The sequence below is a fragment of the Halorubrum sp. SP3 genome (assembly GCF_005435195.1).
In the GTDB taxonomy this organism is placed as follows: Archaea; Halobacteriota; Halobacteria; order Halobacteriales; family Haloferacaceae; genus Halorubrum; species Halorubrum sodomense.
Window position 1 is genome coordinate 44,739 of record NZ_SGTU01000004.1, and the last position, 18,146, is coordinate 62,884.

20 protein-coding genes and 2 tRNA genes are annotated in these 18,146 nt (G+C 70.9%); 9 read left to right on the forward strand and 13 right to left on the reverse strand.

What is annotated here, in order from left to right; translation table 11 throughout:
* Nucleotides 1-102 precede the first annotated feature (102 nt).
* A tRNA-Trp gene (locus EXE42_RS18495) sits at nt 103-276 on the forward strand.
* Nucleotides 277-768: 492 nt separating this feature from the next.
* Here EXE42_RS18495 and EXE42_RS04165 read toward each other — a convergent pair.
* The 5 genes from EXE42_RS04165 to EXE42_RS04185 all read right to left on the reverse strand — a co-directional run bounded on the left by EXE42_RS04165 (nt 769) and on the right by EXE42_RS04185 (nt 2,483).
* On the reverse strand, nt 769-969 hold the full coding sequence (locus tag EXE42_RS04165) for a hypothetical protein (RefSeq protein ID WP_092921547.1): 201 nt from the start codon (nt 967-969) through the stop codon (nt 769-771).
* 180 nt (nt 970-1,149) lie between these two features.
* The gene (locus EXE42_RS04170) at nt 1,150-1,362 is read right to left on the reverse strand and encodes a helix-turn-helix transcriptional regulator (protein ID WP_137705956.1); all 213 of its coding nucleotides are present in this window, start codon (nt 1,360-1,362) and stop codon (nt 1,150-1,152) included.
* Between the two features lie 2 nt (nt 1,363-1,364).
* Nucleotides 1,365-1,805: a hypothetical protein gene (locus tag EXE42_RS04175; protein WP_241988328.1), complete on the reverse strand. Its 441-nt coding sequence runs from the start codon at nt 1,803-1,805 to the stop codon at nt 1,365-1,367.
* A gap of 215 nt (nt 1,806-2,020) precedes the next feature.
* Nucleotides 2,021-2,218, reverse strand: coding sequence for a DUF5800 family protein (locus EXE42_RS04180; RefSeq protein WP_092921545.1), 198 nt, complete (start codon nt 2,216-2,218; stop codon nt 2,021-2,023).
* 85 nt (nt 2,219-2,303) lie between these two features.
* Complete coding sequence (locus tag EXE42_RS04185) at nt 2,304-2,483, reverse strand: DUF5786 family protein (RefSeq protein WP_008445673.1); 180 nt, start codon at nt 2,481-2,483, stop codon at nt 2,304-2,306.
* A 110-nt stretch (nt 2,484-2,593) separates the two neighbouring features.
* On the opposite strand from EXE42_RS04185, the gene EXE42_RS04190 reads away from it, so the two are divergent.
* Complete coding sequence (locus EXE42_RS04190; RefSeq protein ID WP_137705957.1) at nt 2,594-3,865, forward strand: polymer-forming cytoskeletal protein; 1,272 nt, start codon at nt 2,594-2,596, stop codon at nt 3,863-3,865.
* A gap of 36 nt (nt 3,866-3,901) precedes the next feature.
* On the opposite strand, the gene EXE42_RS04195 is transcribed toward EXE42_RS04190, so the two are convergent.
* The gene (locus EXE42_RS04195) at nt 3,902-4,675 is read right to left on the reverse strand and encodes a ribonuclease H-like domain-containing protein (RefSeq protein ID WP_092921541.1); all 774 of its coding nucleotides are present in this window, start codon (nt 4,673-4,675) and stop codon (nt 3,902-3,904) included.
* Between the two features lie 97 nt (nt 4,676-4,772).
* On the opposite strand from EXE42_RS04195, the gene EXE42_RS04200 reads away from it, so the two are divergent.
* Nucleotides 4,773-5,525, forward strand: a complete 753-nt coding sequence (locus EXE42_RS04200; protein ID WP_241988329.1) for a glycerophosphodiester phosphodiesterase — start codon at nt 4,773-4,775, stop codon at nt 5,523-5,525.
* A gap of 26 nt (nt 5,526-5,551) precedes the next feature.
* Nucleotides 5,552-6,313 carry an SOS response-associated peptidase gene (locus EXE42_RS04205; RefSeq protein ID WP_137705958.1) on the forward strand — a complete coding sequence of 254 codons (762 nt, stop codon included), beginning with the start codon at nt 5,552-5,554 and terminating at the stop codon, nt 6,311-6,313.
* 33 nt (nt 6,314-6,346) lie between these two features.
* On the opposite strand, the gene EXE42_RS04210 is transcribed toward EXE42_RS04205, so the two are convergent.
* The 4 genes from EXE42_RS04210 to EXE42_RS04225 all read right to left on the reverse strand — a co-directional run bounded on the left by EXE42_RS04210 (nt 6,347) and on the right by EXE42_RS04225 (nt 10,839).
* Entirely contained in the window at nt 6,347-7,810 is a 1,464-nt protein-coding gene (locus EXE42_RS04210) for a small ribosomal subunit Rsm22 family protein (protein ID WP_137705959.1), read from the reverse strand.
* 26 nt (nt 7,811-7,836) lie between these two features.
* Nucleotides 7,837-8,610 (reverse strand): prephenate dehydrogenase, encoded by a 774-nt coding sequence (locus EXE42_RS04215; RefSeq protein WP_137693739.1) that lies wholly within the window; start codon nt 8,608-8,610, stop codon nt 7,837-7,839.
* An 86-nt stretch (nt 8,611-8,696) separates the two neighbouring features.
* Nucleotides 8,697-10,061, reverse strand: coding sequence for an MFS transporter (locus EXE42_RS04220; protein WP_241988330.1), 1,365 nt, complete (start codon nt 10,059-10,061; stop codon nt 8,697-8,699).
* 91 nt (nt 10,062-10,152) lie between these two features.
* Nucleotides 10,153-10,839 (reverse strand): DsbA family protein, encoded by a 687-nt coding sequence (locus EXE42_RS04225; RefSeq protein WP_092921531.1) that lies wholly within the window; start codon nt 10,837-10,839, stop codon nt 10,153-10,155.
* Between the two features lie 131 nt (nt 10,840-10,970).
* On the opposite strand from EXE42_RS04225, the gene EXE42_RS04230 reads away from it, so the two are divergent.
* Nucleotides 10,971-11,333, forward strand: coding sequence for a DUF5779 family protein (locus tag EXE42_RS04230; RefSeq protein ID WP_092921529.1), 363 nt, complete (start codon nt 10,971-10,973; stop codon nt 11,331-11,333).
* 36 nt (nt 11,334-11,369) lie between these two features.
* Here the strand turns inward: EXE42_RS04230 and EXE42_RS04235 are convergent, their stop codons facing one another.
* Nucleotides 11,370-12,986, reverse strand: a complete 1,617-nt coding sequence (locus tag EXE42_RS04235; RefSeq protein WP_137705960.1) for a long-chain-fatty-acid--CoA ligase — start codon at nt 12,984-12,986, stop codon at nt 11,370-11,372.
* Nucleotides 12,987-13,085: 99 nt separating this feature from the next.
* Here EXE42_RS04235 and EXE42_RS04240 point away from each other — a divergent pair, with 99 nt between their 5' ends.
* From EXE42_RS04240 to EXE42_RS04255, 4 genes are all read left to right on the forward strand, one after another.
* A complete protein-coding gene (locus EXE42_RS04240) occupies nt 13,086-13,325 on the forward strand; it encodes a hypothetical protein (protein ID WP_092921525.1) in 240 nt (79 codons plus the stop codon).
* 106 nt (nt 13,326-13,431) lie between these two features.
* A tRNA-Met gene (locus EXE42_RS04245) sits at nt 13,432-13,506 on the forward strand.
* A gap of 121 nt (nt 13,507-13,627) precedes the next feature.
* Nucleotides 13,628-14,239: a translation initiation factor IF-2 subunit beta gene (locus tag EXE42_RS04250; RefSeq protein ID WP_092921523.1), complete on the forward strand. Its 612-nt coding sequence runs from the start codon at nt 13,628-13,630 to the stop codon at nt 14,237-14,239.
* Nucleotides 14,240-14,311: 72 nt separating this feature from the next.
* A complete protein-coding gene (locus tag EXE42_RS04255) occupies nt 14,312-15,487 on the forward strand; it encodes a Xaa-Pro peptidase family protein (RefSeq protein ID WP_137705961.1) in 1,176 nt (391 codons plus the stop codon).
* Nucleotides 15,488-15,511: 24 nt separating this feature from the next.
* On the opposite strand, the gene EXE42_RS19215 is transcribed toward EXE42_RS04255, so the two are convergent.
* Nucleotides 15,512-15,664 (reverse strand): hypothetical protein, encoded by a 153-nt coding sequence (locus EXE42_RS19215; RefSeq protein ID WP_167603381.1) that lies wholly within the window; start codon nt 15,662-15,664, stop codon nt 15,512-15,514.
* 88 nt (nt 15,665-15,752) lie between these two features.
* Nucleotides 15,753-18,134: an ATP-dependent DNA helicase gene (locus tag EXE42_RS04260; RefSeq protein WP_137705962.1), complete on the reverse strand. Its 2,382-nt coding sequence runs from the start codon at nt 18,132-18,134 to the stop codon at nt 15,753-15,755.
* Between the last annotated feature and the right edge of the window lie 12 nt (nt 18,135-18,146).

Below are 18,146 nucleotides of genomic sequence, written 5' to 3' on the forward strand. Positions count from 1 at the left end.
AGGCGGATCCGTCGCGCCGAGGAGCGCGTCGCCGTCCCTCGATCGGCTTCGATCGAAACCCCTTTATCCGCGTTTCGGCAAGCGTGGAACGCGAGATCACGCGGGGCTGTGGCCAAGCCAGGCATGGCGACTGACTCCAGAGGCTACGCCCGGGACGACACTCCAGACTGATATACCGAGCGGCCGACTGATCATCGGTCGTGTTGACGACCCTCTGGAGTTCCGAGGCGCACCGGAGATATCAGTCGATCGGGGGTTCAAATCCCTCCGGCCCCATCCTAAATTTAAACCTTCGTGAACCTCAGGTAAACTCCGAGCCGAAGATCTGCGAGTTCTGCGGTCTGTACATCACCGAGTACAACCAGCGGTGCGCCGCGCCCGACGGGGAGGGGGGCCGGCTATGAGGCTCTACTCGAACTGCGGCTCGAAGCTCACGCGCACCTCGAAGCCCGGCAGCACGATCCCGTACGACACCTGCCCGAACTGCTCGTCCGGAGGTGACGACGATGTCTGATCGCGTTGACGAGCTCCGGCACGTCGTGGAGCGCGCCCGGACGAACCGGCCGCTCCTCCGAGAGGAGGATTACCCCCAACCGGGGGAGGCGCACGCGACCACGGAGATGGTAGAGGGTGAGCCGAACGGGAGCGACAGCCGACGCGTCTGGTCGCAGAGGGTCGGATCCCGAGAACGGAAGCCGCTCGGAAGCCGTGCGAAAAGCGTCGCTCTCACCGATCGAACCGAACGCGAGCGCAACGCTTCCGCCGGCCTCACCGACGCGAGACGATTCGTCCGGCCACCACGCCGACGAGGGCGATCATGCCCGCCATCGCGAGGTACAGCGCCAGGCCAGCCGTCTCGCCGTTCGCGCCGTTCAGGCCCGCGAAGATCAGGAACACCACGGCGACGGCGGCGTGGAGCGCGAACACGCCCGACGGGACGTTCGCTCCGAGTTCGAATCCGATTTCCATGTCCCGACTTCGGAGGGCGTCGAAAAAAGTCGTCCGGTCGGAACGAGGACCGCGCCGCGGCCGTCACACTGAACCGACCGCGACTCGACGACCGGGGCGGTGACCGACGCCCGCTCCGGACGCGAGCGGTTCGCTGCGCTCGGCCCCGGTGTGAGCCGGATCGCGAGCGACCCGCGCGCGCTACGACTGCGGCTCGTCGGGCAGGTCGAACACGTCCTCGACGCGCGCGTCGAACTCGCGCGCGATACGCCAAGCCAGCTCCAAGGATGGGTTGTACTCGCCCTTCTCGACGTAGAGGATCGTCTGACGTGTCACGTCGACCCGGTCCGCGAGCTCGGCCTGCGTCAACCCCGCCTCCTCGCGGAGCCGCTGGACGCGCGTCTCGAACTCCACGGTCACCCCGCCACGCTCCGGCGTCGTACCCATGCTCGCGTGCCGTGCGCGACGGAGGAGACGCAGATCGCGACGGCGGCCCAGACGACGACGACCCGGGCCTGCGCGTAGACGCTCCCCGCGACGCCCCCGAGTCTGCCGGTCGCCTCCAGCGCGGCGCCGAGGAGGAACGCGACGAACGCGACGCCGAAGAGCAGGAACGCCGCCCGGCTGGCGGCGAGCCGGGTGAGTTCGCGGGTCCGTTCGTCAGATCGGGTGTGGCCGACGCGGTCGGCGAGCAGTCGGCTGAACGGGAAGAACGTCACGAACAACACCCCGCCGCCGGCGATTATCGGTGCCGACTCGCGGGCCAGCCCGAGGTTCAACACCAGTACCGTCACGAGCATGTGAACGGCGCGACCGGTCCGATGGAGGGTCTGCGGTCTCACGGAGTGGTCACCCATGTGTGTTATATCTATCTAACGTTGTATATTTCTTACGCCGGCCGGCCGACCCGGCCGCGGCTGACGGGCGGGATCGGTGCGGTCGACGACGAGCGGAGCGGGGAGCACGGCGCGACCGAAGGGTCAAAGAGGGGCTGGACGGCCGCGCCGCCGGAGCGGAGGGACGAGTCGAAGAGAGGCGGGGCGACTGCGCCGCCGGAGCGGGGAGGCGACCGTTACAGCACGTCGCCGATCCGGACCGGCTCGCCGTCCAGATCCGGGTCCTCCGCGACTATCGTCAGCACCTCGTGATCGGTGACGTCGCGGTACGACTTCCCGGTCGCTTCCTCGATCAGCGTCTTCTCCAGCTCGAACTCCGTGCCCTGATACACGACGTCGACGCCGCGGTCGGTGAACGTCAGATCGGTGCTCATGCGTCGGCGTACGCGGCGTATCTGTAAAAGGAGCGCGACACGGTCGGGGCCCGCCGGGGGCTATCGGGCGGGAGTCTCTCGCCGGTTACTCCTCGTCGTCGTCGCGCATCTCCGAGAGGCGCCCGACGAGGTCGTCGGTGTCGGCGTCGCCCTCGATGGAGACGTCGCCGTCGTGGTCGTTCTCGTGGACGTTCACCGCGTCGTCCTCGTCCGTGTCGACATCCTGATCCTTCTGTTCGCTCTCGTCGTACGATCCGAATCCCATATCTGCGATACCGGCGGCGCACTGAAAAGCGCGGCGTCTCTCCCGCGCCCGCGTCCGACGCCCGTCCGACGCCCCGCACCGTTTATACGGGCGGGGCGACTGCTCCCGGTGTGTCGCTGCGAGGAGACGGCCCGATCGAGGAGCTCGCGATCCCCTCGGGGACGACCGTCGAGGAGCACGACGTCGTCGTCGACGGCGACGTGCTCGTGGGCGGGCAGTCGACGGTCGAACTCGGCGTCCGCGGCCGCAACGTCGCGATCGGCGAGCGCGTGCGCGTCGCCAACGACATCGAGGCCGAGGGGGACTGCCGGCTCGACACGTGGTGTTCAGTCGACGGGAACGTGCTGGTCGGGCAGGACGCCTACCTCGGGGAGCGGGTGACCGTCACCGGCCGCCTGATGGTCTCCGGCGACCTCGACATCGGCGACGACGTGACGATCGAGGAGGGGTTCGAGGCCAACGGCTGGATCGTGATCCGCAACCCGGTGCCGACGATCGTCTTCTACTTCATCGTCCTCTCGCAGCTCCTGCGCGTCGGGGAGACCGACGCCGCCGACGAGCTGGCGGAGGCGCTCGCCGACGGCGACGACGTGCGCGACCCCCTGCTGGTCCCGCGGAGCGCCGAGATCTCCGACGACGCCTGGCGCGTGTCGACGCCGGCGACGGTCGGAGACGACTGCCGGCTCCACGGCAACCTCCGGGCGGCGTCGATCCGCGTCGGCGAGCGCAACGAGGTGTTCGGGTCGCTTCGCGCCCGCGAGGACGTCACCGTCGGCGCCGACACGATCATCCACGGCGACGTGACGACCCGCGGCGGGACGGTGACCGTCGAGAGCGGCGCGCGGGTCCTCGGCGACGTCTCCGCCGGCGACCTGGTGGTGTACGACGGCGCGGAGATCCAAGGTACCCTCCGGGCGCGCGGCGAGATGAAGTTGGTTCAGGAGTCGAAGCGAGAGACCGACGAGGCCGATACCGGGGAAGCGGTCGCAGACGACGACGGAAATCCCGTCGCGGAGAACGGATCGGCGGCCGACGAAGCGGTCGACGAGACCGACGCCGCTCCCGACGACGCCGAACCCGCGGCCGAGTCGACCCCTGACGCGGAGTCCGAATCCGAGCCGGACTCGGACGCGACGGAACCGGAGCCGGACGGAGAACGCACCCCCGACTCGTCGTCTGAGGGCGACGAGGCGTCGGAAGGCGACGACGAATCCGAGGACGGCGGCGAGTCCGAAGACGGCGATGAGTCCGAAGACGGCGATGAGTCCGAAGACGGCGATGAGTCCGAAGACGGAGGCGAGTCCGAAAGCGACGAAGAAGAACCGCCGGAGACCGACCCCGAGCCCGTGGCGTCGCGGCCGGCCGGCGACGACGAGGACTGAGCGCACCGGATCGAGCGCGCTTTGCGACGACGTCGCTCAGTTCGTCGCGCTCGCGTCTCCGGGTCCGACGAACACCTCGTCGTCGAGCCGCTCGCAGACCGCGTCCGCGAGCGTCCGCAGGTTCACGGTGTCCTCGCGGTTGTACGAGACGAGCGTCTCCAGCGCGTCCTCCTCGCCGCGCTCGTACTCGCGCCAGAGGCGGACCGCGTCGCGCCCGGAGATGTCCGGGCGGTCCCGCTCGATCCCCAACTGCTTCTCGATCGGTTTCAGCCCGCCCGAGAGGCCGATCCGCTTGGCGGGGTACATCAGGTCGAGGTGGGGCGTGTCGACTTCCAGGTCGAAGGAGGTCTCCAAGAAGGGCACGTCGAAGCGCGCGCCGTTGAACGTCGCGAGCAGGCTCGCGTCCGCGAACTGCTCGCGGAGCCGCCGCGCGGTGAGGTCCTCGCCCGCGACCAGCGTCGTCGTCTCGCCGCCCTGATGGAAGCTGACCGTCGTCACGCGGTCGCGCCGCTCGTCGAGGCCGGTCGTCTCGATGTCGAAAAAGCAGGTCTCCTCGCGGAAGTTCTCGTAGAGCCGCCAGCGCTCGCCGGAGGGGAACTCGCGGTCGAAGTAGGCGGCGTCGCCGTCGTCGAGCCGCGCGAGCGCCTCCGCGATGAACGACTCGATCCGGTCCGCCGTCGTCGCGCCAACGCCCGCGACGTCGACCGCGGGATCGAACTCGTCCCACGTCGTGACTCCTCCCTCCCAGAGGCGTCGTTCGGTCGTCTCGCCCACCCCCTCGACGGGGATGAAGCTGTTCTCGATACGCATGTCGGTCCCGGAGCGCCGCGCGACTAAAAAGCCGACGGGAGCGGCCGCGCGACCGGGACGACGAAGAGCTAACACGGTCCGAGTCGAAGAGCGGCACGTGACCGACGGCGCGAACGGACTGGGAACGGACGCGGACGCCGAGACCGACCCGACGGACCCGACCGACGTCACCCTGATCGGCCACCGCGGCTGCGCCGGCCGGCACCCGGAGAACACGGTCGCGGCCGTCGAGCGCGCGGCGCCGCACGTCGACGCCGTCGAGGTCGACGTGCGCCGGTGCGCGAGCGGCGAACTCGTCGTCGTCCACGACGCGAAGCTCGACCGACTGACCGACGCGTCCGGCCGGGTCGCGGACGCGGACTGGGAGGAGCTCCGCGATCTGACGGTTCTCGACTCGGCCGAGCCGATCCCGCGGCTCGAAGGAGTGTTCGACGCCGCGCCCGACGACCTCCTCGTCAACGTCGAACTCAAGCAGCCGGGCATCGCGAGCGACGCGCTCGACGCCGCTCGACGGGCGGCCACCGACGTGCTGTTCTCGTCGTTTCACGCCGAGGCGCTGGCGGCGCTGCGGGACCGCGATCCGACGACGGACCGCGCGCTGCTCGTCGCGGACGGACCGCCGGAGCGCGCGGTCGACGCGGCGACGGACCTCGGGTGCGTCGCGGTCCACCCCCCGATCGACCTCGCGACCGAGCCGGGGTTCGTCGAGACGGCGCACGGGGCCGGCCTCGCGGTGAACGCGTGGACCGCCGCCGACCGCGAGGACGCGGAGCGGCTGCTCGCGGCCGGGGTCGACGGGATCATCGCCGACCGCTGGGACCTGTCGGACGGCCTCCCGTCGCGGAGTTAAGTGCCTCCCGAACGAACGCGGGAGACATGTGCGGCCGCTACACGCTCTTCACCCCGACCGACGACCTCGAGGCCCGGTTCGACGCCGATTTCGGCGACCGCGAACCGAGCTACAACTGCGCCCCGGGGCAGTCGCTGCCGGTGATCACCGACGAGACCCCGTCGGAGGCGACCCGGATGGAGTGGGGACTGACGCCCTCGTGGGCCGACGAGTCGTTCGACCTCATCAACGCCCGCGCGGAGACAGTCCGCGAGAAGCGGAGCTTCGCCGACGCCTTCGAGCGCCGGCGCTGTCTCGTCCCCGCCGACGGCTTCTACGAGTGGGTCGGCGGGAGCGGCTCCGACGGGGACAGCAACGCCTCCGGCAAGACCCCCTACCGGGTCGCCTTCGAGGACGACTGTCCGTTCGCGATGGCCGGGATCTACGAGCGCTGGGAGCCGCCGACACCGGAGACGACCCAGACCGGCCTCGGCGCGTTCGGCGGCGGGAGCGGGGACGGAGGCGACGGAGACGACGGAGCCGACGACGACTCGGACGTGGTCGAGACGTTCTCGATCGTGACCACCGAGCCGAACGACATCGTCGCGGACCTCCACCACCGGATGGCGGTGATCTTAGATCCCGACGCCGGCGAGGAGGAGACGTGGCTCCGGGGCGATCCGGACGAGGCGGCCACGCTGCTCGACCCCTACCCGAGCGACGAGATGACCGCGCACCCGGTGTCGACGCGGGTGAACTCGCCGAGCGTCGACGCGCCGGACCTGATCGAGCCGGTGGCCGGCGACTGAGTCGGGGTGACCGCCGGAGGAGGTTCCGGCCGGTCAGGGCGCGACCAGGTCGACGACCGTCTCGTCGTCGACGACGACGTTGTACGCCCCCTCGTCCTCGTTCCAGAGGACGAGCCCGTTCTCGACGAAGACGACCGACCCGTAGCCGGCCTCGCGGAGGTCGCGGTTCAGCGCCGTCTCCCGGGTACAGACGAAGTAGTGGTCCGTCGCCTGCGAGCCGTCGCCGACGCGGTAGAGGGCGTTGTCCCCCTCGCTTAAGTCGTGGCTCAGCTTCACCGCGAGCAGGTTCACCCGGTCGGTGACGTGACGCTCCGACTCGGCCATGCGCGCGCACCGCTCGGCGCTCGCCTCGACGTCGACGCGCCGCTTCCCGTCGCGGCGGAGGATCGAGTAGGCGAACTGGACGTCGACGTTGACGAACTCGCCCGGCTCGTCCGTCTCGCCGCGCGCGGCCGCCTCGTCGAGCCGGCGCTGGAACGGCGGGACCTCCAGATCGGGCGCGACGTCGAACGACCAGCCCGGATCGGTCGGGATCGCGTCAGGCCACAGCCGGAGCGCCGGCGAGTAGATCTCGGCGTCGTTGCCGGGGTAGCCGCCGTCGTCGCCGGCGACGAGCGCGCGTTCGATCCGGCGGAGCCCGGTCGCGGTGTTCCGGTCGGCCGGCGCGAACGCGACGAGGCTCCCGTCGGGCGCGAGCGCGTCGAGGGCGGCCTCCGCGACCGCGACCGGGTCGGCGAGCTCCGAGAGGACGTTGCCGAAGATGACGAGGTCGAAGGGGTCGTCCGTCGCTGAGGAGGGTTCCTCGCCCTCGTCGATCCCGAGGAACGCCTCCGCGGTCGTCTCGTGGACCGTCGTCCGGAAGTTGCGGCCGGTCTCTTCCAGCATCCGGTCGAGGACCTCGGTGGCCGCGCTCGGCTCGACGGCGTGGTACTCGACGACGGCGTCGTCCGGGAGGTAGTCGTGGAGGCCGAGCGCGGGCCCCCCGACGCCCGCGCCCACGTCGAGGACGCGGAGCGTCCGGTCGAGCAGGCCGTTCTCGGTCAGGTCGTCGAGGACGTACCCGACCGTCGCGTAGTAGGCGGGGAGGTGGTAGATCGCGTAGCCGAGCGCCGCGACGCGGTCGTACTCGACCTCGTTCTCGTAGAGGTAGTCGGTCTTCAGCCGGCGGACGCGCTCGCGAAGTTCGTCGCCGGAGTCGTCGCGGTGCCAGTTCGCGCCGTACTCGCGGACCAGCAGGTCCTCTAAGGCGAACGAGTACGCCTCCGGCAGGGCCTCGGGCGCCCAGCCCGGCGGGTCGACGGGCGCCTCCTCGACGGGGACGAAGGCGCCGTCCTCGCGCTCGCGGAGCCGGAGGTCGAACGCCTCCTCGCGGAGCGTCTCGCGGACGACCGCCGGGTGCGGAGTCCCCTCGACGTACTCGGCGATCTCCTCGGGGTCGATCGGTCTGACGTTGCGCAGGTAGTTCGCGTTGTTCCGGACCGCGGTTCTGTCGATCATTGGTGTCTCGTCCGCTTCGCGTCGGCTCACTCCAGCCGGTCTCGCCCCTCGCGGTCGCCGCGGGCGCGCTCGTACAGGGCGGCGAACGCCTCGTCGTCCGCCGCGGCGATGTCGGCCGCCGCGTCGGCCACGTCCTCGGCGCCGTCGAAGGCGCGTTGAATCTCCGCGTACACCCCGGGCGACCCCTCGGTGACCGTGTCCGCGACGTCGTCGAGCGCGGCCGATACCGGGGTGTGGAACTCCTCGCGGACCGGCTCCGCGGCGAGCCGCCACGCGAGCACCGCGGCGTGCGCGCCCGCCTGGACCGTCTCCATCGCTTCGTCGTGCTCGGCGGCGGTCGTCTCGAACACGTCGTTGCCGCCGGCCTCGATGGCCGCCGAGAGGGACTCCACCGCCGGGCCGCCCTCGTCGACGACGGCCGCGACGTTTCCGGGGACCCGAGGGGGTGCGAACAGCGGGTGGTAGCTCGCCCGTTCGAGGTCCGAGGCGTGCTCGCGCATCGCGGCGAGCGCGTCGGTCATCTCGCCGGAGACGTCGACGATCGCCCCCTCCGCGCGCGGCGCGTACGCCTCGACCGCCGCGGGCACCGCCGACATCGGCACCGCGAGGCAGACCGCGTCGTGGACTGAGTCCCCGTCCGCGTCGACCGTTCGGGCGTCGCGCCCCGCCGCGGCGTCGGCCGCGACGGTCGGGTCGCGGTCGGCGAACGCGACGCTCGCGTCGACCGGCGCGGCGTCGGCCGAGACGGTGTCGGCGACCCAGCGCCCGATCTCACCGGCGCCGACGACGAGGAGGTCCATCGGTTACGGGAACGCAGGTGACGCGCCGATTAAAAGGACTCGCCTCGGGGCGGGGGGAAGGCGCGCTACCGTCGCCCGCCGATCGCTCATCCCCTCGCGCCGAGCCGGCCGAGCACCCCCGTGCCGGGCGAGATGGACCGGACCGCCGGCAGGAGCGCGATCGCGATGGCCAGCTCCAGCCCGCCGACCGCGAGGAACGCCGGCGTGTAGCCGAACGCGTCCGTGGCGCTCCCGCCGATGAGGAAGCCGGTCAGGAAGCCGAGCGAGCCGAACACGTTGAAGAGGCCCATCGCCGCGCCGCGGACCTCCGGCTCGACGAGGTCGGTGACGAGCGCCATCGTCGCCGGCGCCATCAGCGCGCCGCAGACCCCCACCAACACCATCAGCCCGGCCGCGACCGGGTACGCCGGCGCGACGCCGACGCCGATGGTGACGACGCCGTAGGCGAGGGAGCCCGCGACCACGGGGAGGAAGCGGCCGATCCGGTCCGAGAGCGCGCCGAACGGCGACTGGAGCAGCGCGAACGGGACGAAAAAGAGGGCGAGGGTCGCGCCCGCGCCGGCCGCCGACAGCCCGAACGTCGCCGGGTCCTGGAAGTAGTAGACGCCGACCAGCGCGAAGAAGCCCGCCGTCAGCCGGTCGACGAAGCCGAACGCGAGCGGGACGAGGAGCCCCGGCGTCGTCCGGGCGCGGGCGAGCACGTCGCGGAAGCCGACGCCGTCGGTCGCCCCGGGATCGGCTCCCGATTCCGTCGAGGGCGTCGCCGCCCGGTCGTCGACGGTCGCCGCGAGCAGCCCCGCGGCGGCCAGCACGACCGCGCCGGCGTACACCGGGTACAGCGCGCCGAGGGCCGCGAGGGATCCGCCGACGACCGAGCCGACCGCGGCGCCGAGCCCGATCGCGAGCCCCGCGGCCCCCATGTTGCGGCCGTTACCGCCGCGCAGGTCCATCAGCAGCGTGATCGAGAGCGAGAACGCGCCGATGGTGAGCGCGCCGCCGACGACCCTGACCAGGAGCGCGGCTTCGAAACCGAGGCCGAACCCCGGCAGCGACGCGAGCGCGACGTACGAGCCCGCGCCGCCGAGCACGCCGGCGACGATCAGGGGGATCCGGCGCCCGAGCGCGTCCGAGAGCGCGCCCCAGACGACCGCGAACGTCACGAACGCGCCGAACTCGGCGACGAGGAACCACATGCCGGCGTCGATGCCGGCGGGCGCGCCGAGCGCGACGACGAGGTCGGGCACGCCGGGGTAGAGGAGGACCTGCGAGATCAGCACCGAGAGCACGACCGCACCGAGCCGGCGGCGCGCGGCGGCGTCGGGGTCGGGGTCTCCACCCGCGTCGGCGTCCGCGGTCGCGTCGGGCGCCTCGACGTCGACCGGATCGGCGACGGCCACCGGGCGGTCGCCGCCGGAGGCGTCGGTTTCGGTGGAGCGGTCGGCGTCGCTCATCTACTTATAAAACGCGCCGAACGGGCAAAAGATCGACGCTCCGGGACGATCCACCCGGGCCCGCGCCGGTCGCGACCACGTTCGCCGCGTCTCAGAGCTCGGATTCGATCGCCGCCGCGATCGTCTCGGCGCCGTAGCCGCCCTCGACGGGGCTCCCGTTCACGAAGATGGTCGGCGTCCCCTGAACGCCCATCGACAGGCCCTCGGACTTGTCGTCCGCCGACGCCTCCCCGTACGCCGCGTACCGCGCGTCCGACATCGCCGCGCAGGGGTCCGCGCCTGCGGCCTCCGCGGCGGCACCGATCGCCTCGCCGCTGTAGCTCCCCTGCGACTCGTAGGCGGCCGTGGCGAACTCGAAGAACGCCTCGTCGCCGTTGCGGGCGCCGACGCCGCGGGCCGCGCTGGCGACCGGGACCGCCCAGCGCTCGTTGACCGGGAGCGGGAAGTCCCAGTGTTCGTACCGGATCGCGCCGGGGTCGATGTACTCCGCGCGGATCGTCGGGAAGTGATTGAGCTTGTAGCTCGCGCAGTGCCCGCAGGTGAAGTCCTCGAACGCCCGAACGACCACGTCCGACTCGGGGTCACCGAGGGTCGGCCGGTAGTCGAGCTCCGGGTCCGACGGCTCCGTCAGGTCGCAGTCGTACTCGCCGGTGTCGAGCTCGACGCCGCTCAGGTCCAGGTTGGTTCCGCTTCCGCCTCCCCCGCCGAGACAGCCGGCGACGCCGACGACGCCGACCGTCGCTCCGGCCGCGAGCAGGGACCGCCGCGTGCGTTCCATGTCCGGCGATCGGTCGGGAACGCACTTAACCGCACCGTGAACCGACGACCGGATCGACGGAGGCGCCGACCGGCGCGCCGGCGACGGCGTCGCTCCCGAACCCTTTTGCCGCCGCCCGTCGACCCCCTCGTATGAGCGACTGGGACCTCGACCTGCGGGACGCCGAGGCGAAGATGGACGAGGCGTTCGCGTCGGCCGGCGACGTCGTTCTCGGCGTCTTGGACGGCACGACCGACCCGGAGGAGTGGGTCCGCAGCGTCGACTACGGGAACACGCTGGTGCTGTCGATCGAGGGCGACCTCAACGAGCTCGCCGCCCCCTTCGCGCGCGACGTGAAGGACATGGACGGCGAGCTGATACACTTCCGCGGCTTCCTCGTGGTGACGCCGCCGGGGGTCAGCATCGACACGGACCGCCTGAGCGACGCCGGCAGCGAAGGGAACGAGGGCGTCGAGGCGGACGACGCAGCCGAAACCGACGACGGCGAGGCCTGACCGGTTCCGAACGCGCCGCGACGGCGCGAAGCGCCGCTACCCCTCGCCGACCATCCGCTCCTCCTCGTCCCACTCGCGCTCGCGCAGCTCGTACTTCTGGATCTTCCCGGTGGCGGTCGTCGGGAGCTCCGCGACGAACTCCACCTCGCCGGGCGTCTTGTAGTCCGCGACGCGGTCGCGGACGAACGTCTTCAGCTCCTCGGGCGTCGCGCCCGCGTCGTCCGGGTCGCCGCTCTCGGGGACGACGAACGCCTTCGGCGTCTCGCCCCAGCGCTCGTCGGGGGCGGGGATGACCGCGGCGTCGGAGACGGCGTCGTGTTCGAAGAGGGTGTCCTCCAGTTCGATCGAGGAGATGTTCTCCCCGCCGGAGATGATGATGTCCTTCTTGCGGTCCTGGATCGAGACGAACCCGTCCTCGTCGACGACGGCCAGGTCGCCCATGTGGTAGTACCCCGCTAACCGCTCCGAGAACGCCTGTTCGGTGGCCTCCGGCTTGTTCCAGTAGCGGTCCATCACCTGGTTGCCGCGGACGACGATCTCGCCGATCGTCTCGCCGTCGGCGGCCACGTCCTCGCCGGTCTCGTCGACGACGCGCACGTCCGTGCCGAGGTAGCCGATCCCCTGCGTCTTCTTCACCGCGAAGCGGTCGTCCGCGCCCGCCTCGTAGTGGCGCTTCGCGTCGGAGGTGGTGATCAGCGGCCCCGTCTCGGTCGCGCCGTACACGTGTTTGAGGTCCCAGCCGAACTCTTCTTCGACGGTGCGGATCGTCGCCTCCGGCGGCGCCGCACCCGCGGTGGCGACCCGCACGTCGTTGTCGCCGGTCGTTTCGCCCCCGTGTTCGGCGTAGTGATCGCCGAGCATGTTGAGGACAGTCGGCGCCGCACAGAAGTACGACACGTCCTCGCCGCGGATCCTGTCGAACGTCTCCGCGACGTCGACCCCGCGGGTACAGACGTGCCGGGCCCCCGCCCCCGTGATCGCGTAGATGTGTCCCCACCCGTTGACGTGGAACATCGGCAGCGTCCAGAGGTACACGTCGTCGTCGGTGATCTCCTGGTGGATCGAGATCAGGTACGCGTGGAGCGTCTCGGCGCGGTGGGTCCGGCAGACGCCCTTCGGGTCGCCCGTCGTCCCGGAGGTGTAGTTGATCGTGATAACCTCGTCCTCGTCCATCTCCGGGCGCTCGTAGGCGTCTGGGTCCGCGTCGTCGAGCGCGGCGTCGAACGACTCCCAGTCGCCCGCGACCGCGTCCGCGTCGTTCGTGAGGAACGTCTCGGTCGGCACCTCGTCGCGGATCGCCTCGACGTTCGGGGCGTACTCGGCGTCGGCGTAGATGGCGTCGACGCCCGCGTCCGAGAGCATGTACGAGAAGTCGTCCGGCGTGAGCCGGTAGTTCAGCGGCGTGTGAACCGCACCGAGCTGCATCGCGCCGTAGGCGGCCTCCAGGTGGTAATGCGTGTTCGGGTCCAGCACCGCGACCCGGTCGCCCTTCTCGATCCCGCGCTCCTGAAGCGCGGCCGAGAAGCGGTCCGCGCGCTCACCGAGCTCCGCGTACGTGTATCGCGTCCCGTCGACGGCGAGGACGGCCTCCTCGTCGGCGTAGTGACGCCGCGCCCGGTCCAGAAAGTCCGTCGTCAACAGCGGCTTGTACATCGTCTATCACTATCGATGATGGGTAAAATCGTTTGCGGCCGACGCAAGGGAGGGGCTGTCGCGGGACCCTTTTGCCGGTCGCCCGCGGAGGAGGTAGAAATGAGCGACGAGTCCGGCGGGTCGGCGTTCGACGAGGGGTACGTGATTCCGATCGCGGGGCTGGTGGCGTTCGCCTTCGCGCTGATGGCGGGGTTGACCGCACAGCGGGCGCTCTCGGGCGATCCCGCCGACGTCGCCGTGACCGTCGGCTTCGGTGCCATCGCCGTCCTCGCGCTTCGGATCCGGCTCAAGGCTGTCGCGGCGCGGTCGGGAGGCGACGAGGGCGCCAGCGGGGAGTGATTCGAACGTCGGCACGGGAGACCGCGACCGCCGCCGACGCGTGGACGAATCGCATACCGGCGGCGGGATCAGAACCCTTAACAGTCGCACGCGATTGTGCTACGATAGCGGGATGGGATAGCCAGGAGATTCCGCCGGGCTCATAACCCGGAGATCGGTAGTTCAAATCTACCTCCCGCTATTTTCTTTCGAAGGCGACCAACACCTGGCCGACTGCTACCTTCCTAACACGGTCTCCGCCTTCCAGAGCCGCCGCCACCGAACCCGGAAGCGATTTCCGTCGCGCTGTCGTTCCCTCGCGTATGGATTACGAATCGAGCCTCGACCGCGCGATGGATGAGGTACCGGATCTGGGCGGCTCCGACGAGCGACTGTCGGTGCCCGACCCAGAGTGGCAGAAAGACGGGGCGTTCACCCGTCTGACGAACCTCTCCGCGATCGCCGACGCGCTGAGCCGCGATCCCGAACACGTCCACTCGAAGATCCAACAGGAGCTCGGTACCGCGGGCCAGTACGAGGACGGCCGCGCGCGCTACAGCGGGAACTTCCGCGAGCGCGACTTCCAGGCCGCGATCGACTCGTACATCGAGTCGTTCGTCACCTGCTCGGAGTGCGGCCTCCCCGACACGCGGCTGGAGACCGAGAACCGGACGCCGATGCTCCGCTGTGAGGCGTGCGGGGCGTTCCGCCCGGTGGCGAAGCAGAACACCTCGAACACCCAGCGGCAGGAGGAGGCCGTCGAGTCGGGCACCACGTACGAGCTCGAAATCGTCGGCACCGGCCGCAAGGGCGACGGCGTCGCCGAGCGCGGCGAGTACACCATCTTCGTTCCCGGCGCACAGGAGGGGGAGACCGTGACCGCCTACATCAAGAACGTCTCCGGCAACCTCGCGTTCGCCCGCCGCGAGGACTGAGTCGAGACGGGCGAAACGCCTCCGGCGTTCCGCTACCCGACCGTTTATCCCCGCGTTCGCGTATCCTGAGCCATGGCCACGCGACTCCCCGAGTCGGCCTTCGCGGACCGGCTCGCAGCGGTCCGGGACCGACTCGCAGACACGGACGCCGACGCCGCGACGTGGGTCGGCGCGACGGCGATAGAGTACCTCACCGGCTTCCACCACATCCAGACGGAGCGCCCGGTCGTGCTCGCGGTCACCGCCGACCGCGTCGAGATAACCGTCCCGCGGTTGGAGGTCGAACGCGTCTCTCCGAACCCGCGGATCGACGCCGTCCGCGACTACTTCGATTACCCCGGCGGCGAGCCGGTCTCGGTCGCCGTCGAGATGCTGAACGGCCTCGGCGCCGACGCGATCGCCGCCGACGCCGACGGGCCGCCGGGCGTGATGGGGTACGAAGGGCCCGCGTTCTCCGAGTTCCTCGACGTCGAGACGCAGTCGTGGGTCGACCGGATGCGCTGGGCGAAGTCCGACGCGGAGGTGGACCTGATCCGCGAGTCGGCCAAGTGGGCCAACCTCGGGCACCGCTACCTCGCCGATTTCTCCGAGCCGGGCGCGCACCCGGCGACCGTCTCGCAGCGCGCGTCGACCGAGGCCTCCCGCGCCATGCTCGACGCGCTCGGTGACGCCTACAGCGTCCGCGTCCGCGGCGACGGGCCGGTCCACGCGGGCTACATCTCCGGCGAGGAGACCGCGCTCCCCCACGGACACACCCCGAACGAGCGGCTCTCTGAGGGCGACGTGCTGGTCACCGGTGCGAGCGCGAACGTCGACGGCTACCGCTCGGAGTTAGAGCGGACGATGTTCGTCGGCGACTACTCCGACGAGCAGGCGCACTACTTCGAGCTCATGCTGGAGGCGCAGACGCTCGCCATTGACGCCCTCGGCCCGGGCGTTCCGGTCGACGAGGTCGACGCGGTCGTCTGGGAGTACTTCGAGGAGCAGGGGGTGACCGACCTCGCGCAACACCACGTCGGCCACAACATCGGTCTCGGCGCCCACGAGCCGCCGTACATCGACCGCGGCTGGGGCGAGCGCTACGACGGCGACGACGCCGTGATGGCGCCTGGCCACGTGTACACCATCGAGCCCGGGATCTACACCGACGAGTACGGCTACCGCCACTCCGACACGGTGGCGATCACCGAGTCGGGGACGGAGCGGCTCACCAACTTCCCGCGCGACATCGAGTCGAACGTCGTCTGAGCGGGTCGCACGGAACCGCCCGCTTCACGCGATCCGGTCGACGGCGACGCGGTGCCCGGTCTCGTCGACGTGGGTGCGCCGGACCGCGTCCGCGTCGGCCTCGGCGTCGTACAGGCGTTCAAGCGGGCACTCACGGCAGACGAGGTGGTACCGTTCGGTCCGGTGGACGGGGGACATACCACAGATACCCCCCCCGTGACGACATAGTTACGAGCGGCCTACCGGCGGATAACGAGACGTTATCGCTCGGGACGGCGCGCCCGCGTCACTCGCTCGCCGCCGGCGTCGTCGACTCGAACCGGTCAAGCGCGACCTCGAGCATGTCCGGGCTCACGGGCTGGTACTCCTCGCGCTCGTGTTCGGGCAGGTACTCTCGAACGCCGTTCCACGAGTCGCGCGCGTAACGGGCGTCGAGCAGCACGCGGACGCCGCGCTCGTCCGGACCGCGGATGACGCGACCGACGGCCTGGCGGGCCTTCCGCACGGCGGGGACGGTGAGCGCCGTCTCGAAGCCCGACTCGAACCGGCGGTCGTAGGCGGTGATCACCGCCCGCGTCTGGGGCCGCGCCGTGTTGATGATCGGGACGCCGCAGACGACGGCCGCCGAGAGCCGGTCGCCCCGGTAGTCGACGCCCTCCGTGAGGGTTCCGCGGAGACTCGTCACCAGCACCTTCCCGTCGCCGGCGAAGAAGTCGTCCTTCAGCGACTCCGTCTCGCGGTCGCCCGATGACTCGTCCAAGAGGACCGGCTTCTGGAGGCGCTCCGAGAGCGCCTCAGCCATCCACGTCGCCTCCGCGTAGCTCGGGGTCCCCACGAGGACGTTCCCCTCGCGGCGCGCGACCGCCGCCGTCGCGTCGAGGTGCGCGAGCCGCGTCGGGTTCTCCTCGCCCGGCGCGCCGCGGTTCTGGTGGGTGAACTTCGGCGCGTCGACCGCGAGGCTCGCGCGGTTCTCGGCGGGGAACGAGAGGCCGTAGGTCCGCTCGACGACCGGGCGCCCGCGCTCGGCGAGGTGGTCGAGCCCGGTCACCTCCCGGAACAGGTCCATCGGCTCCAGCGTCGCGCTCATGAGGACGCCGCCGCCGAACTCCGCGAGGCGATCGCCGATCGGCTCGCTCGGGAGGCAGTTGTGGAGCGCGAGCCGCGCGTTGTACGCCCGCCGCCACGAGTCCGGCGGCTCGGTCTCGTCGAAGGTGCGTTCGAGCTCGATCGCCCGGAAGAAGTCGGTGTGCCCCTCGCGGTACCAGGCGTTGAGGGTGCGGCCGACGCCGGGCGCCGCGCGCTGTTTGTCCTCGTCCTCCAGCGAGTCGAGGACGCGCTTGACGACCGCGCCGACCTGCTCGGCGCGCGCCCAGACTCGCTCGCCGTACCCCTCCGCGTCCGCCCACGCGGTGATCTCGTCTTCGCCGGGCTCCTCGGGGTCGCGGAGCGGGATCTCCGTATCGTCGAGCTCACGGATCGACGCCCGCCAGTCGGGGCGCTCGCGGTCGAGGTGCGCGGTCACGCGGCGGTCGAGCTCGCCGCGCAGGTCGGCGTAGAACTCCCGCACCGCCTCGATCTCCTCGATCGTCACGTCCGCGTCCTCCAGTTCGCCGCGGATCAAGGCGGCGTCGTCCGACTCCGCGCCCGCGCTCTCGAACGAGAGCGGCTGGACGACGCGGGTGAGCTCGTTCTCGGCGTCGCGGAGGCTCGCGTCCGCGACCGCGTCGCTCACGAGGTCGCGCACGCGCGGTTCGAGCATGTGCGCCTCGTCGCAGACGACGAACGTCGAGTCGTCTAAGAGTGCGCCGGTGAACGTCCCCGTCGTCACGGGGTCGAACGCGTGGTAGTAGTTGCCGATGACGACCTCGACCTCCGGCACGAGCGCGCCCATGATCGAGTGGGGACAGGAGCCGTGGCCGGCGGCGAGCCGGACGAGCTCGTCGGCGTCGACGTGGCCGAGTTCGGTGACGTCGAACGGGACCGCCTCCGCGGGGTCGCCGTCGTCCGGGAGGTCGTCGAGGAAGCCGGCGTAAAAGGGGCAGAACTCCACGTCGTCGTACTCCTCGGTGTCGGGGCGGTACGGGGTCGGCTCGCCGTCGACGGAGAGGTAGTCGGCGGCGCCGGACCCGTCAGCGCCGTTCTCCGACCCGGCGCCCGTGGCGGCGCCCGAGTCCATCAGGCCGACCTGCTGGCTCCGCGCCTCGCTCACGAGGTTCGAGGTCGTCGTCGCCCCGCCGTCCCCGACGAGGTTCCGGGTTCGCTCGCGGAGCCCCTCGCAGCGTTCGTACACGTTCTCGCGGTCGATCCCGCCCCGGTTCTCCCGGGCGTACGGACAGACATCCGCCTTGCCGACGAGGGTGAGCCCGGAGACGGGGTCGTAGTCGCCCGGGAGGTCGTCGTTTATCGTCCGCAGGTCCGTCTCGAACTGGCGCAGCTGCTGTTTGACGCTGGTGAGGACGAAGACGCGCTCGAAGTCGGACTCCGGATCGCGGACGCGGTCGAGCCCGGCGGTGAGCGCGAGCATCGTCTTTCCCGTCCCGCAGGCGCCCTCGAGCGCGAGGAAGCCGCCGTCCGCGGCGGCGTCGACGGCGGCGTCGATACCGTCGGCCTGCTCCGGGTAGGGTTCGGGATGGCCGAAGAGGTCGGCCCACGGGGGCGAGTCGGTCACGAGGGCGAGTTA

Coding starts and splice junctions, on each gene's coding strand:
- EXE42_RS04165 (WP_092921547.1), bottom strand. CDS start 969: ATGGAAATCGGATTCGAACTCGGAGCGAACGTCCCGTCGGGCGTGTTC.
- EXE42_RS04175 (WP_241988328.1), bottom strand. CDS start 1,805: ATGGGTGACCACTCCGTGAGACCGCAGACCCTCCATCGGACCGGTCGC.
- EXE42_RS04195 (WP_092921541.1), bottom strand. CDS start 4,675: ATGCGTATCGAGAACAGCTTCATCCCCGTCGAGGGGGTGGGCGAGACG.
- EXE42_RS19215 (WP_167603381.1), bottom strand. CDS start 15,664: ATGTCCCCCGTCCACCGGACCGAACGGTACCACCTCGTCTGCCGTGAG.
- EXE42_RS04250 (WP_092921523.1), top strand. CDS start 13,628: ATGGATTACGAATCGAGCCTCGACCGCGCGATGGATGAGGTACCGGAT.
- EXE42_RS04240 (WP_092921525.1), top strand. CDS start 13,086: ATGAGCGACGAGTCCGGCGGGTCGGCGTTCGACGAGGGGTACGTGATT.
- EXE42_RS04215 (WP_137693739.1), bottom strand. CDS start 8,610: ATGGACCTCCTCGTCGTCGGCGCCGGTGAGATCGGGCGCTGGGTCGCC.
- EXE42_RS04210 (WP_137705959.1), bottom strand. CDS start 7,810: ATGATCGACAGAACCGCGGTCCGGAACAACGCGAACTACCTGCGCAAC.
- EXE42_RS04205 (WP_137705958.1), top strand. CDS start 5,552: ATGTGCGGCCGCTACACGCTCTTCACCCCGACCGACGACCTCGAGGCC.
- EXE42_RS04255 (WP_137705961.1), top strand. CDS start 14,312: ATGGCCACGCGACTCCCCGAGTCGGCCTTCGCGGACCGGCTCGCAGCG.
- EXE42_RS04225 (WP_092921531.1), bottom strand. CDS start 10,839: ATGGAACGCACGCGGCGGTCCCTGCTCGCGGCCGGAGCGACGGTCGGC.
- EXE42_RS04180 (WP_092921545.1), bottom strand. CDS start 2,218: ATGAGCACCGATCTGACGTTCACCGACCGCGGCGTCGACGTCGTGTAT.
- EXE42_RS04185 (WP_008445673.1), bottom strand. CDS start 2,483: ATGGGATTCGGATCGTACGACGAGAGCGAACAGAAGGATCAGGATGTC.
- EXE42_RS04230 (WP_092921529.1), top strand. CDS start 10,971: ATGAGCGACTGGGACCTCGACCTGCGGGACGCCGAGGCGAAGATGGAC.
- EXE42_RS04235 (WP_137705960.1), bottom strand. CDS start 12,986: ATGTACAAGCCGCTGTTGACGACGGACTTTCTGGACCGGGCGCGGCGT.
- EXE42_RS04220 (WP_241988330.1), bottom strand. CDS start 10,061: ATGAGCGACGCCGACCGCTCCACCGAAACCGACGCCTCCGGCGGCGAC.